This window comes from Rhodococcus sp. DMU1 (genome assembly GCF_012272955.1).
In the GTDB taxonomy this organism is placed as follows: Bacteria; Actinomycetota; Actinomycetes; order Mycobacteriales; family Mycobacteriaceae; genus Rhodococcus; species Rhodococcus aetherivorans.
In genome coordinates, this window is record NZ_CP050952.1 from 3,083,401 (window position 1) to 3,095,649 (window position 12,249).

13 protein-coding genes are annotated in these 12,249 nt (G+C 73.6%); 5 read left to right on the plus strand and 8 right to left on the minus strand.

What is annotated here, in order from left to right; translation table 11 throughout:
* The first annotated feature begins 7 nt into the window (after positions 1-7).
* The 4 genes from HFP48_RS14390 to HFP48_RS14405 are packed head-to-tail and all read left to right on the plus strand — an operon-like array spanning position 8 to position 4,575.
* Positions 8-556: an FxsA family protein gene (locus HFP48_RS14390; RefSeq protein WP_006942494.1), complete on the plus strand. Its 549-nt coding sequence runs from the start codon at positions 8-10 to the stop codon at positions 554-556.
* Positions 557-575: 19 nt separating this feature from the next.
* Positions 576-2,186: an amidohydrolase family protein gene (locus HFP48_RS14395; RefSeq protein ID WP_168579669.1), complete on the plus strand. Its 1,611-nt coding sequence runs from the start codon at positions 576-578 to the stop codon at positions 2,184-2,186.
* On the plus strand, positions 2,183-3,760 hold the full coding sequence (lnt, locus tag HFP48_RS14400; RefSeq protein WP_168579670.1) for an apolipoprotein N-acyltransferase: 1,578 nt from the start codon (positions 2,183-2,185) through the stop codon (positions 3,758-3,760). The genes HFP48_RS14395 and lnt overlap by 4 nt, the downstream gene beginning before the upstream one ends.
* 35 nt (positions 3,761-3,795) lie before the next feature.
* A complete protein-coding gene (locus tag HFP48_RS14405; RefSeq protein WP_006942500.1) occupies positions 3,796-4,575 on the plus strand; it encodes a polyprenol monophosphomannose synthase in 780 nt (259 codons plus the stop codon).
* Between the two features lie 60 nt (positions 4,576-4,635).
* On the opposite strand, the gene HFP48_RS14410 is transcribed toward HFP48_RS14405, so the two are convergent.
* The 7 genes from HFP48_RS14410 to HFP48_RS14440 all read right to left on the minus strand — a co-directional run bounded on the left by HFP48_RS14410 (position 4,636) and on the right by HFP48_RS14440 (position 10,775).
* Positions 4,636-5,061, minus strand: a complete 426-nt coding sequence (locus HFP48_RS14410; protein ID WP_006942502.1) for an Hsp20/alpha crystallin family protein — start codon at positions 5,059-5,061, stop codon at positions 4,636-4,638.
* A gap of 174 nt (positions 5,062-5,235) precedes the next feature.
* Positions 5,236-5,730: a hypothetical protein gene (locus HFP48_RS14415; RefSeq protein ID WP_168579671.1), complete on the minus strand. Its 495-nt coding sequence runs from the start codon at positions 5,728-5,730 to the stop codon at positions 5,236-5,238.
* Between the two features lie 110 nt (positions 5,731-5,840).
* Positions 5,841-6,824 carry a diiron oxygenase gene (locus tag HFP48_RS14420; protein ID WP_006931060.1) on the minus strand — a complete coding sequence of 328 codons (984 nt, stop codon included), beginning with the start codon at positions 6,822-6,824 and terminating at the stop codon, positions 5,841-5,843.
* Positions 6,811-7,719 carry a prephenate dehydrogenase/arogenate dehydrogenase family protein gene (locus HFP48_RS14425; protein WP_029543798.1) on the minus strand — a complete coding sequence of 303 codons (909 nt, stop codon included), beginning with the start codon at positions 7,717-7,719 and terminating at the stop codon, positions 6,811-6,813. The genes HFP48_RS14420 and HFP48_RS14425 overlap by 14 nt, the downstream gene beginning before the upstream one ends.
* On the minus strand, positions 7,716-9,815 hold the full coding sequence (pabB, locus tag HFP48_RS14430; protein WP_168579672.1) for an aminodeoxychorismate synthase component I: 2,100 nt from the start codon (positions 9,813-9,815) through the stop codon (positions 7,716-7,718). The genes HFP48_RS14425 and pabB overlap by 4 nt, the downstream gene beginning before the upstream one ends.
* 8 nt (positions 9,816-9,823) lie before the next feature.
* Positions 9,824-10,189, minus strand: coding sequence for a chorismate mutase (locus HFP48_RS14435; RefSeq protein WP_006931064.1), 366 nt, complete (start codon positions 10,187-10,189; stop codon positions 9,824-9,826).
* Between the two features lie 247 nt (positions 10,190-10,436).
* Positions 10,437-10,775, minus strand: a complete 339-nt coding sequence (locus HFP48_RS14440) for an RNA polymerase-binding protein RbpA (RefSeq protein ID WP_006931066.1) — start codon at positions 10,773-10,775, stop codon at positions 10,437-10,439.
* A gap of 212 nt (positions 10,776-10,987) precedes the next feature.
* On the opposite strand from HFP48_RS14440, the gene HFP48_RS14445 reads away from it, so the two are divergent.
* Entirely contained in the window at positions 10,988-11,320 is a 333-nt protein-coding gene (locus tag HFP48_RS14445; RefSeq protein WP_006931067.1) for a hypothetical protein, read from the plus strand.
* Positions 11,321-11,348: 28 nt separating this feature from the next.
* Here the strand turns inward: HFP48_RS14445 and HFP48_RS14450 are convergent, their stop codons facing one another.
* Positions 11,349-11,957: a hypothetical protein gene (locus HFP48_RS14450; RefSeq protein ID WP_168579673.1), complete on the minus strand. Its 609-nt coding sequence runs from the start codon at positions 11,955-11,957 to the stop codon at positions 11,349-11,351.
* Positions 11,958-12,249 lie beyond the last annotated feature (292 nt).

Here is a 12,249-nt window from a genome sequence, read left to right on the forward strand (position 1 = left end):
TCACCCCATGATCGCGCTGCTGTTCCTGGCCTACGTCGTCGTCGAGATCGGGGTGCTGGCCTGGCTCGGCTCCACCCTGGGCATCGGCGCGACGATCCTGCTGTTCCTCGGGGTGAGCGTCCTCGGCTACCTCGTCCTCGGCGCGCAGGGCCGGCGTGCCCTGCAGAACCTGGGCCGCGTCCGCAGCACCGCCGCCGACCGTGCCGGATTCGCCGGCGCCGCCGACCGTGCCCTCACGGACGGCGCCCTGATCGGTGTCGGTGCCGCCCTCGTCCTCGTGCCCGGCCCGGTCACCAGCGCCGCCGGAATTCTGCTGCTGCTGCCCCCGACCCGGGCCCTGCTGCGGCCCGCCGTCCGGGCCGTCGCCGCCCGCAAGGTGGCCGCGGCCGCCGCCCGCGGCGGCGGATTCCGCGGCGAGCGGCTCGTGGTCGTCGACGGCGAGGTCGTCGAGCACACCGTCGTCGGCACCCCGCGCCTCGGCGCCGCGACACCCGGCGCGGGCACCGTGCTCGAGGGGGAGATCGTCGACCCCCCGCAGCGCCCGCACCTGCCCTGACGGGGCACACTGGGTAGCCGTGAGTTCCCCAGCCCCCCGCACCCAGCTTCTCGTCGGCGGCCGCATCTACAGCGCCAGCGCCCCCGACGCCACCTCGATGGCCGTCACCGACGGGCAGGTCGTGTGGGTGGGGGAGGACCGGCCCGGCCGCGCCCTGCACCCGGACGCCGAGACCGTCGACCTCGACGGCGCGTTCGTCGCACCCGCGTTCGTCGACACCCACGTCCACGTCACCGCGCACGGCCTGGCCCTGACCGGCCTCGACCTGTCCGGCACCCCCTCCCGCGAGGACGCGCTGCACCGGCTGCGCGACCACGCCGCCCGGCACGCCGACGCCGTCGTCTGGGGCCACGGATGGGACGAGACCCGCTGGCCCGACCCCACCGCACCGACGACCGACGACCTCGACGCCGCCGCCCCGGGCCGCGCCGTCTACCTCACCCGCGTCGACGCCCACTCCGCGGCCGCCTCCACCGCGCTGCGCGCCGCCACCGACCTCGTCGGACTCGACGGCTACCACCCGCAGCGTCCGCTCACCGCGGCCGCGCACCACACCGTCCGCGCCGTCGCCCGCGCCCTGCTCACCCCCGCCCAGCGGGCCCGCGCCCGCGCCGCCGCCCTCGACGACTACGCGGCACACGGCATCGTCGCCGTCCACGAGTGCGGCGGCCCGGACATCGCCGGCCGCGACGACTTCGCCGAACTGCTCGCCACCGACCACGCCGTGCAGGTCCGCGGCTACTGGGGCGAGGCCGTCACCACCGCCGACCAGGCCCGCGCGCTCCTCGCCGCCACCGGCGGCCACGCCCTCGGCGGCGACTTGTTCGTCGACGGCGCCCTCGGGTCGCACACCGCGTGGCTCGCCGCGCCCTACACCGACCGCCCCGACTGCGGCGGCACCGCCTACCTCACCGTCGAGCAGATGGCCGCGCACCTGCGGGCCTGCACCGAAGCCGGCATCCAGGCCGGCTTCCACGTCATCGGCGACGCCGCCGTCGACGCCGCGGTGCAGGCGTTCGCGGCCGTCGTCGCCGAGCTCGGCGGCCCGGCCGTCGCGGCCCGCGGGCACCGGCTCGAACACCTCGAGATGGTCACCGCCGAGCAGACCGCCCGGCTCGGCGGCTGGGGCGTGATCGCCAGCATGCAACCGGCCTTCGACGCGCTGTGGGGCGGGCCGGACGGGCTGTACGCCACCCGCCTCGGCGCCGACCGCGCCGCCGGGCTCAACCCGTTCGCACCGCTCGCCGCGACCGGCATGTCGCTCGCCTTCGGCTCCGATGCACCGGTCACCGCGGCCCGGCCGTGGCCGATGCTGCGCGCCGCCGTGCACCACCGCACCCCGGGCAGCGGAATCTCCCCCCGCGCCGCGTTCGCCGCCGCGACCCGCGGGGCGTGGCGCGCCGGCGGGGTGCGCGACGGAGTCGCCGGCACCCTCGACCCCGGCGCGCCCGCGTCGTACGCGATCTGGGAGGCGGACGAGCTCGTGGTCAGCGCCCCGAAGGACAGCGTGCAGCGCTGGTCGACCGACCCGCGGTCGCGGGTGGCGCCGCTGCCGGACCTCGAGCCGGGCACGCCCGACCCGGTGCTGCTGCGCAGCGTGCACCGCGGCCGCGTCGTGTACGCACGGTGATCGGGCCGCGCGCCGCCGCCCGGCCGGTGGTGGCCCGCAGCGTCGCCGCCGTCGCGGCGGGGCTGCTGTTGTTCACGAGTTTCCCGCCGCGTCCGCTGTGGTTCCTCGCGCCGCTGGGCATCGCGCTGCTCACCACGATCCTGGCGGCGCCGACGCGGCGCCGCCGTGCCGGCTTCGGCTACGGCTACCTCGCCGGCCTGGGGTTCTTCGTGCCGCTGCTGCCGTGGATCGGCGAGTATGTCGGCCCGCTGCCGTGGCTGGCGCTCGCGGCCGCCGAATCCGTGTTCGTCGGCCTGTTCGGGGTGATCGCGGTGCAGGTGCGTGCCCTGCCCGGTGCCCCGGTGTGGATCGCGGCCGGCTGGAGCCTGACCGAATACCTGAGGGCGAGCGTGCCCTTCGGCGGCTTCCCCTGGGGCCGGCTCGCGTTCGGGCAGCCGGACGGGCCGCTGGTCGGTCTCGCCGCGGTCGGCGGGGCGCCGCTGGTGTCGTTCGCCGTGGCGCTGACCGGCACCGGCCTGTGGGCGTGCGGCCGCGCCGGCCTGCGCTACGCCCGCGGGCACCGGGAGCGGTCACCGCTGCTGCGGGCCGCCGCGGTGACCGTCGCCGCGCCGCTGCTCGCGCTGGCGACCTGGCCGGCGCTGCCCGCCCCCGAGTCGGGCGAACGCACCGTCACCGTCGCCGCGATCCAGGGCAGCGTGCCGCGGCTGGGACTGGACTTCAACGCCCAGCGCAAGGCCGTGCTGAACAACCACGTGGCCCGCACCCTGGAGCTGGCCGACCGGGTCCGGGCCGGCACCGCGCCGCGCCCGGACGTGGTGATCTGGCCGGAGAACGCCTCCGACATCGACCCGCTGCGCAACCGCGACGCGGCCGCCGACATCGGCGCCGCGGCGGCCGCGGTCGGCGCCCCGATCCTGGTGGGCGCCGTGCTGGTCAACGGGGACGGCACCACCACCAACTCGGTGATCGTGTGGGACGCGGCCGGCGGGCCGGGGGAGCGGCACGACAAACGCATCATCCAGCCGTTCGGTGAGTACCTGCCGTACCGCTCGTTCTTCCGGTTGTTCTCCGACTACGCCGATCGGGCCGGGCACTTCGTACCCGGCGACGGCGACGGCACCGTCCACGCCGCCGGCATCCCGATCGGCGTGGCCACCTGCTACGAGGTGGCGTTCGACCGGGCGCTGCGGGACTCGGTGCGCGCCGGCGCGCAGCTGCTGGCCGTGCCCACCAACAACGCCACCTTCGGCGACACGGAGATGACCTACCAGCAGCTGGCGATGTCCCGGGTGCGGGCCGTCGAGCACGGCCGTGCCGTGGTGGTGGCCGCCACGAGCGGGGTCAGCGCGGTGGTCGCGGCGGACGGTACGGTCACCGAGCGCAGCGCCCTGTTCGTGCCCGAGGTGCTGGTGGCGCAGGTGCCGCTGCGCACGACGGCTACGCTGGCTACTCGGCTCGGACCGATTCCGGAGCTCGTGCTCTGCGTCGGTGCCGTCGCCGCCGTCGGCGTGGCGCTGGTGCGCTCGCGCGGGCGGGGCACCACCGTGCCGGCCGCAGCCGGCACCGCGAGATGACCGGTCCACGGCCGGTTCGACAGGAAGGACCTTCGATGGCAGCGGCGACGCCGGCCGGGAACGACAGTGCGCCGAGCGCCCGGACCCTGGTGATCATTCCGACGTACAACGAACGCGACAACATCGGCCTGATCGTCGGCCGGTTGCACGCCGCGCTGCCGCACACGCACGTGCTGATCGTCGACGACGGCAGCCCGGACGGAACCGGGGACGTGGCCGATCGTCTCGCCACCGCGAGCGAGGGCCGCATCCACGTGATGCACCGCACGGAGAAGAACGGTCTCGGCGCCGCATACATCGCCGGGTTCCGTTGGGGACTCGAGCGCGGCTACACCGTGCTGGTGGAGATGGACGCCGACGGCAGCCACGCCCCCGAGCAACTGCACCTGCTGCTCGAGCGGATCGACGCGGGCGCCGACCTGGTGCTGGGCTCGCGGTACGTGCCCGGCGGCACGGTCGTGAACTGGCCGTGGCACCGGGAGGTGCTCTCCCGCGGCGGCAACATCTACTCGCGGCTCGCGCTGGGGGTGAGGATCCACGACATCACCGGCGGCTACCGCGCCTACCGCCGCGAGGTGCTCGAGAAGCTCGATCTCGCCGCGGTCGCCTCGCACGGCTACTGTTTCCAGGTCGACCTCGCCTGGCGGGCCGTGCAGGCCGGGTTCACCGTCGCCGAGGTGCCGATCACCTTCACCGAGCGGATCATCGGCGAGTCGAAGATGAGCGGCAGCATCGTGCAGGAGGCCCTGATCAAGGTCACCGTGTGGGGTGTGCGCAACCGGTGGACGAAGCTGCGCGGTCTGCTGCGCCGCTGAGCAGCGGCCGGGGGGAGGGGTGGACGCCGACGGGCGTGCACCCCTCCCGGGTGCCGGGGCTCATTCGACGTTCTTGACCTCGATCTTCTTCCCGGCCTCCTGCTGCTCGGCGAGACCGATCGACACGGTCAGGATGCCCTTGGTGTAGGACGCCTCGACGTCGTCGTCCTTCGCACCCGGGGGCAGGGTCACCGAACGGCGGAACGAGCCGTAGTGGAACTCCGAGCGTCCACCCTCGGACTTCTCCTCGGTGCGTTCGGCCGTGATCTCGAGCTGCCCGGCGTTGATCGAGACGTTGATGTCCTTCTCGGGGTCGAGCCCGGGCAGTTCGGCCCGCAGGACGTACCGGCCGTTCTCGACGCGGTCCTCGACGCGGATGAGGTTGCCGCCGAGGGCGGGACGCAGGCCGGTGAAGGGGAAGGCGTCGAAGAACTCGGACAGGTCCGGGAACACCGAACGGGGACGGCGCGCTGGCACAGTGGACATGTCTGCTCCTCTCTGGGAGTCGGATCGATGGGGAGGTCGTTCCGACTCCATTCGACTCCTCTCGCCGAGGTCCCGACAGGGCCGGAAGTCCCGGACCCGGCGGCGCCGAACGTTCGAAGAAGAGGTACTAGGGCAATCGATCGTTCGGCACCGAGCAGGACCGCCGAACGTTCGTCAGGCCGGGTCCGCGGTGCGACGATCGCGTTCGCGCCGCAGCTCGGCGACCTGCACCTGCAGCTCGGCGATGTGCGCGCGCGCCTCGCGCAGCTGGGTTGCCCGCTCGTCGGCCAGTTCGGCGCGCACCATCGCCAGATCCGCCTCGAGTTCGGCGACGCGCTGCCAGGCCTCGGCCGCGGCCCGCAGCGCCTCGTCGCGTTCGGTGCGCAGCCGTGCCGCCTCGAAGTCCACCGCCCCCGTCCCCGCCGCCCGGGGGGCTGCCGGCACGGCGCCGATCCGGGCCGCCGCGGCCTCCGGTGGCCCCGGATCCGGTACCGCCGGGGGCGGCGCCGGATCCGGGGAGGGGGCGGCACCGGCGGGGGCGGAGGTCCGGCGTTGACGCTCGCGCCAGGCGCGCGCACGTTCGGCGCTGTTGGCGTACTGCTTGCGGCGGCCGCCTGTCGCCGGGGTCTCCCCGATCGGTGTGCCGCCCGACGAGGCTGCATCGCTCACGACCGCAGGTTACCAGGGCGAACACCTCCGAACGTTCGAAACAAACGTTCGGAGGTCACGAATGGGTCATCTTTGCGAACGTTCGAATCGTTCGTTCGGTTTCGGTCGTTCTACCAGGTGACGGACAGATCGTCGGCGACACCCAGGTCGGCGCACAACCGGCGGATCGCGCTGCAGTCCTGCACCACCCGCCGCGGATGCGGCGCCGCCGCGGTGTCCGCGAGCATCTCCCGCCCGCCCGGAACGCGCTCCGCCTCCACGATCGCCGCCCAGGTTCCCAGATCGCTGCCGGTGAAGGCCTCGATGCCCGCCGCCAGAGCCTCGACCAGCTGCGCCCGGTCGCCGGGCCCGAGATCGGTGAACACCATCTTCAGCAGCTCGGCCGCGAGGGAGGCGTGGCTGAGCTCGTCGCGCCGGTGCAGGGCCACCGTCGTGCGGTTGACCGGCTGCAGATCCTCGTCCTCGGTCATCAACCCGAGAAACGCGCTGATGGAGGTCTCCGCGACGGTGGTGAACGCCAGCCGGATCAGGGCCTGCGCCCGCGGATCCGGCGCCGCGTCGACGGCGGCGCGGTGCTCGCGCACGGTCCGGCACGGCGGCAGCGCCGACTCGGGCATCCGCCAGCCGCGACGCCGGCGGATCACCGCGCTCGCGTTGAGATGCATCAGGGTGTGGTACTGCTCGTCGACCATCGCCTGCAGCACCCCCGCGGTGACGGTGTCCGACGGTCCGACCTCGAAGAAGTCCGTCGTGATCAGCGCGAAGCCGGGGTTGACCACGTACTGCTCGATGTCCATGACGTTCTTGTTGTACGCGATCCACCCCCAGCCCCGCAGCCGGGCCCGGCGCTCCTCGTCCAGGGCACGGTACGCGGGGTGGGTGTGGAACGGCACGAGTTCGTCCGGGAAGTCCAGCCGGGTCGGATCGAACAGCTCGTCGAGATCGGGTTCGCGCTTCTTGACCGTGGCGCGCCGCCCCCATGACCGCGCCAGGCCCCGCACGACGGCGCTCTCGACGACGTCGTGCGGATCGTGGTCGGGCAGCGCGGGCGCGAGCAGCGGGCCCCGCGCCCCGGACAGATCAGGCTCGGCCATGGCGGCTCTCCGTTTCCTCGTGCGTCAGCTCCGCGAACAGTCCCGCACACAGCTCCCGATACCGGTCGGCGTCCGCGCCCAGCGGCGTTCCGGCCCGGGCCAGCAGGTCCGCGAACCCGGCCACCGAACCGGCGCCGACCACTGCGTCGAGTTCGTCGAGGGAGGCGCGCAGCGCCGCCCGGGCGGCGGCCGCGTGCGGATTGCCGGCCTGCACGTCGAGATACACCTCGGGCGCGCCGGCGGTGATCCGCGCGAGCAGCGCCCGCAGCAGCACGTGCGGCGGCGGTGCCGTCGCCCCCGCCACCGACGGGGACACGTCGAGCCGGCCCAGCGCCAGCCCGAACGCCAGAACGGCCGCGTGGGTGGCGGCCTGGGTGGCCGCCGCGACCCGGTCGTGCTCGTCCGCCGTCAGCCGCACCACCTGCGCACCCCACCGGCCCAGCGCCCCGACCAGCGACTCGACCGCCGGGCCGGGCCGGTGCTCGACCACCGCCACCGGCCGGCCGGCCATGCCCAGCGCCGGCGCGAACATCGGGTTCAGCCCCACGCACTGCGCGGACCACCCCGGCTCGCGCACGGCCCGCGCCCACGCCGACTTCACCGACAGCGTCTCGACGAGCACCGCGGCCGGCGACAGCAGCGCACCGAGCGGGGCGGCGGCGGCGAGTGCGGTGGTCTCGGGCAGGGCCAGCACCACTGCCGGAGCGACCCGGACCGCGTCCCGCATCGCCGCCGTGGGGGCGGTGACATCGCCGCGCAGCGCGGCCGGGTCGTCGCCGGCGGCCGGGTCGATCACCACCACGGCGGTGCCGTCGCGACGGAACGCCTCGACCAGCATCCGGCCGACCGCGCCGGCACCGCCGGCGACGACCACGGGACCGGCCGCGGCGTTCACGCGCGGGGGCCGTCCTCGGGCGACTCGTTCACCGACAGGGTGCGGCGCATCGCCACCGCCTTGACCATCGTCTCCTCGAGCTCGTCCGCCGGATCCGACAACGCGACGATGGCGCCGCCGATTCCGAACCCCACCTCGTGCTCGGTGGCGACCATGGTGCGGATGACGATCGACAGATCCGCCGCCCCCGTCGGGGACAGATATCCCAGCGCCCCCGAATACACGCCGCGGGGGCCGTCCTCGAGCTTGTCGATGATCTCCATGGTGCGCAGCTTCGGAGCCCCGGTCATCGACCCGCCCGGGAACGCGGCCCGCACGCAGTCCACCGCGGTCGCATCCGGGCGCAACGTGCCCCGGACCGTGGAGACCAGTTGGTGCACGGCCGCGTACGTCTCGACGTCGAACAGCTTCGGCACGTGCACCGAGCCGGGTACGCACACCCGCGAGAGGTCGTTGCGCACCAGGTCGACGATCATCAGGTTCTCCGACCGGTCCTTCTCGCTGTCGAGCAGGCTCTGCCGCAACGCCCGGTCCGCGTCCTCGGTGGTGCCGCGCGGCCGGGTGCCCTTGATCGGCTTCGACTCGACCACCCGGTCCGGGCCGATCCGCAGGAACCTCTCCGGCGAGGCGCTGAGCACCGACACCTCCGGGAACCGCAGCAGGGCGCTGTACGGGGTCGGGCTGAGTTCCCGCAGCGTCTCGTAGGTACGCAGCGGATCCACGCTGCGCTCCACGGTCGCCGCATTGGTCAGGCACACCTCGTACGTCTCGCCGCTGCGGATCTCGGCGATCGACTGGGCGATCAGCTCGAGGTACCGCTGCGGCTCGTGCCGCAACCGCACCTGCGGATCCTGCTCCGCCCGCACCAGCGGCGCCGTGGCCGGCGCCGTGGCGGACTCCGGCAGGGACTCGAGCACCGCGGCGGTCTCGTCGAACCACGCGGTCGTGGCCGGCTCACCGGTCCGCTCGCTCAACGCCAGCAGATAGCAGCAGCGCGCCTCGTGGTCGAGCACGACCGCGCGGTCGGCGAACACCATCGCCGCGTCCGCGATGGGGGACGTGTGCACCAGCTGGCCGCCGGTGTCGGCCTTGAGCTCGTACCCCAGGTAGCCCACGTACCCGAGAGCGAACGCGAACGGCAGGTCGTCCCGCCGGGCGACCGTGCGCTCGGCGAGGCGACGGTCGACGTGGTCGAAGAAGGTGGTGTGGAACTCGGCGACCGGTTCCCCGGCCCGCTGTTCGCGCACCAGGGTCTCGGCGACGCTGTAGGTGACGAACTCGGCGCGTGGTCCCGATCCGTCCCCGAGGATGGAGAACCGCGAGTTCGGCTCGGTGGCGGCACTGCCGTCCAGCCAGAAGCTGTGCGGGCCCTCGGCGAACAACGCTTCGAACACCCGCTGCGGGTCCGGGTTGTGTGCGATCCGGCGGCTCTCGAGCACCAGCGCCGGGAGCGGGGCCGTCGGCGCTGGCGGTAGGACCGGCTCCGGCGGGTGGGGCCGGGCCGGGGTCGCGTCGCGGAAGTTCGCCAGCAGTTCGCGGCCGTACTCGGTGCAGATCGATTCGGGGTGGAACTGCACCCCCCACAGCGGACGGGTCCGGTGGGCGACCCCCATGAGCAGCCCGTCCTCGGTCCAGGCGACGGCCTCGAGCTCGTCGGGCACCCGGTCGACGACCAGCGAGTGGTATCTCACCGCCGCGAACGGCGAGGGAATGCCGGCGAACAACCCGGTGCCGGTGTGCCGGATCCGCGAGAGCCGTCCGTGCACCGGTTGCGGGGCGCGGACCACGTCGCTGCCGAACAGGTTGCACAGGCCCTGGTGGCCCAGGCACACCCCGAGCACCGGCAGACCGGAGTCGAGCAGGGCGTGGGAGCTGATCCCGAAGTCGCGGGCCCGGTCGGGCCGCCCCGGCCCGGGGGAGACGACGACGTTGTCGAACCGGTCCAGGTCTAGGCACTCCCACGGGGTGTCGTTGCTGACGACCGTGGGCGCAACACCGTTGACCTCCGCAAGCAGGCTGTAGAGGTTGTAGGTGAACGAGTCGTAGTTGTCGATCAGCAGGGTGCGGATCGAACCGGCGGGCGGCGGCGCGGCCATGACCGGCCTCAGGTCCGGGTCTCGCGCAGCTCGGCCGACGCCGAGCCGGTGCCGTCGATGATGAGGTCCTCGACCCGGCACGCCTCCGCGATGAGCAGCGCGTACAACGAGTGCAGGAACTCGGGCGACATGGCGTTGCGGTGCGCGTAGGTCTCCGCGCGGTCGTGCACGACCTGCATCCGCCCCGGCTGCAGCATCGGGATGGCGTGCCGCTGTTTCAGGTGCGCGATGCGGGCGCAGATCCGCAGCCGGTCCCGGACGTCGTCGAGGAGCCGGGCATCGACGCGGTCGAGTTCGGTGCGCAGCCCGTCGAGCAGGCGGTCGGGCGTGGATTCGGCGGTGCCGCCGGCCCTGCGGTCGTTGCTGTTGTCCATTGCTTCTCGCCCCCTGTACCACGTCCCGAAACCCCAGTGGGTCATTCCGTTTCGCGTCGTCCGAGGTCGCCGGTCCGAGAATCCGGCCGGTGTTCGATCATGATGACACGCGCGCGAAGGCGCTGTCGGCGTTTGATCTTTTTGTGCCGTGCGCGCAACACGGCCGACCCCTGGGGGCCCGTGATACGCGATGCCGCCCCCGGGACGGATCCCGGGGGCGGCATCGTGAGGTGCCGGTGGGGGCGGGTCAGGCGCCGCGCCGCTTGGTCTTGAGCAGTTCGAGGCGCTCCTTGAGCAGTTCGTCGAGCTCGTCGATGGAGCGGCGCTCGAGCAGCATGTCCCAGTGGGTGCGCGGCGGCTTGACCTTCTTAGTCTCCGGTGCCGCGCCCTCGACCAGGGAGCCTTCCAGGCCGTTCTTGCAGATCCAGGTGCCGGGGATCTCCGCGTCGTCGGCGAACGGAACGTCGAACTCCTCGCCGTTGTCACAGCGGTAGCGGGCGATCCGCCGCGGCGCCAGATCGTGGTCACGGTCGGTCTCGTAGCTCACCGCCCCGAGCCGGCTGCCTCGCAGTACACGATCTGCCATGGTGGTGTCCTCTCTTGTGTGCTCCGCCCGGTGCGCTCGCCTCCGAGGGAAGCGAGCGTCCACAGTGCGGTCGACATCGGCGGATGCCGACCACTCTTGTCAACGCCCGCGCGGTCGAATCGGTTCCCGACCGCCCCGGGGCCGTGGGCGCGGGTCATTCTACCGGGCTGCCCCGGCCGCTCCGGCGCCGCGGGCCGGTAGGGTGTGCGGCCATGACCGGACGTACCCGTAAACCGGAGAACTGCCTCTGGTGCGGCCGGCCGGTCGCCGACGCCCCGCTCGGGCGTCGCCGCCGCTATTGCCGCCGCTCGTGCCGCCAGCGGGCCTACGAGCACCGCACCCTCGCCCGGGAGGCGGGCCTGCCGGAGGACGCGGTGGTCCTGACCGCCGACGAGGCGAGCGCGGTCGCCGACCGCGCCTTCGAGGTGCGGTGCGCGGCCGAGGACGTCGCGACCGCGGTGGGCGAGGGCGCGGGTCCGGAGGAGCTGGCGCCGCTGTGCGCCGACCTGGTGCGCCTGGCTCGCGCCGCCGAGCGGCTCCGCTGAACCGGGCTCCGCCGAGCCGGCGGCGGCCTCAGGCGAAGAACGCCCCCATCGTGTACACCACCTGGCAGAAGGTGCCGTCGACGTACTGCACGGAACCGAACAGTGCCGACAGCACCGGCCCGGTGCCGGTGTCGAGGGTCTTCGACAGCTGCGGCACCCCGCCGACGGTGTCGTCGAGGGTGGCCACGCCGCCGCGGAAGTTCTCCATGTTCAGCCATACGAACTTCAGGTCGGCCCGGGCCGGCAGGGTGGGGATCGTGGGGGAGACGAAGATCTTCAACTGCCCGATCTGCACGGGCGGCACCGCGTTGGGGCCGGGCTGGGCCCAGCCGGTGGTCATCGCGTACGGGGTGAAGCCGCCGCCGCAGCCGAGCCCGAACGTGGGGGCGGGCTGCATGAACGGCTGCGGCGTGTTGCGCGGCGGCGGCTCGAACAACGCCGGGGTGCGGGCCGCGGCGAGCAGGGACTCCACCGCTCGCAGCGCCTCGGGGGAATCCGCGGCGGCCGCCGCCCGCAGCGCATCCGGCGGCAATCCCGGGGGTGCCGGCTCCGCGACGGCGTGGGCGGGCACGGCCACGGCGACAGCCGCGGCTGCCGCGGCGGTGAGCGAACGAACGGTCCATCGACGCTGCTGCATCCAGAGCTCCTCGAGGATGGGGCGGGCACGGGCGACGGCGTGGTCGGCTCGACAATAGGGGGACCGGGGCCGCCGCGGGGCGTTTCCGGGGTCCGGTTCGAAAAGCGGTTACCGAAACTGTGATTCGAGCGCATCCGGTGACCGGATCGCGATCGAACGGTAACAAGTCCTCGTCGATTCGCCGCGAGCGCCGCGACAGGTCCCCCCTCCGGTCTCGACTCGGGATCGATGCGGCCCGAGGGGTCGATTTTTCGGTCCGGTTTCGGGCCGAGACGTCGTCGCGGTGGTCTAG

Excerpts from the sequence above, each read along its gene's own strand:
- HFP48_RS14420 (WP_006931060.1), bottom strand. The coding sequence starts at position 6,824 with ATGGCCGAGCCTGATCTGTCCGGGGCGCGGGGCCCGCTGCTCGCGCCC.
- HFP48_RS14445 (WP_006931067.1), top strand. The coding sequence starts at position 10,988 with ATGACCGGACGTACCCGTAAACCGGAGAACTGCCTCTGGTGCGGCCGG.
- pabB (WP_168579672.1), bottom strand. The coding sequence starts at position 9,815 with ATGGCCGCGCCGCCGCCCGCCGGTTCGATCCGCACCCTGCTGATCGAC.
- HFP48_RS14405 (WP_006942500.1), top strand. The coding sequence starts at position 3,796 with ATGGCAGCGGCGACGCCGGCCGGGAACGACAGTGCGCCGAGCGCCCGG.
- HFP48_RS14410 (WP_006942502.1), bottom strand. The coding sequence starts at position 5,061 with ATGTCCACTGTGCCAGCGCGCCGTCCCCGTTCGGTGTTCCCGGACCTG.
- HFP48_RS14390 (WP_006942494.1), top strand. The coding sequence starts at position 8 with ATGATCGCGCTGCTGTTCCTGGCCTACGTCGTCGTCGAGATCGGGGTG.
- HFP48_RS14450 (WP_168579673.1), bottom strand. The coding sequence starts at position 11,957 with ATGCAGCAGCGTCGATGGACCGTTCGTTCGCTCACCGCCGCGGCAGCC.
- HFP48_RS14435 (WP_006931064.1), bottom strand. The coding sequence starts at position 10,189 with ATGGACAACAGCAACGACCGCAGGGCCGGCGGCACCGCCGAATCCACG.
- HFP48_RS14440 (WP_006931066.1), bottom strand. The coding sequence starts at position 10,775 with ATGGCAGATCGTGTACTGCGAGGCAGCCGGCTCGGGGCGGTGAGCTAC.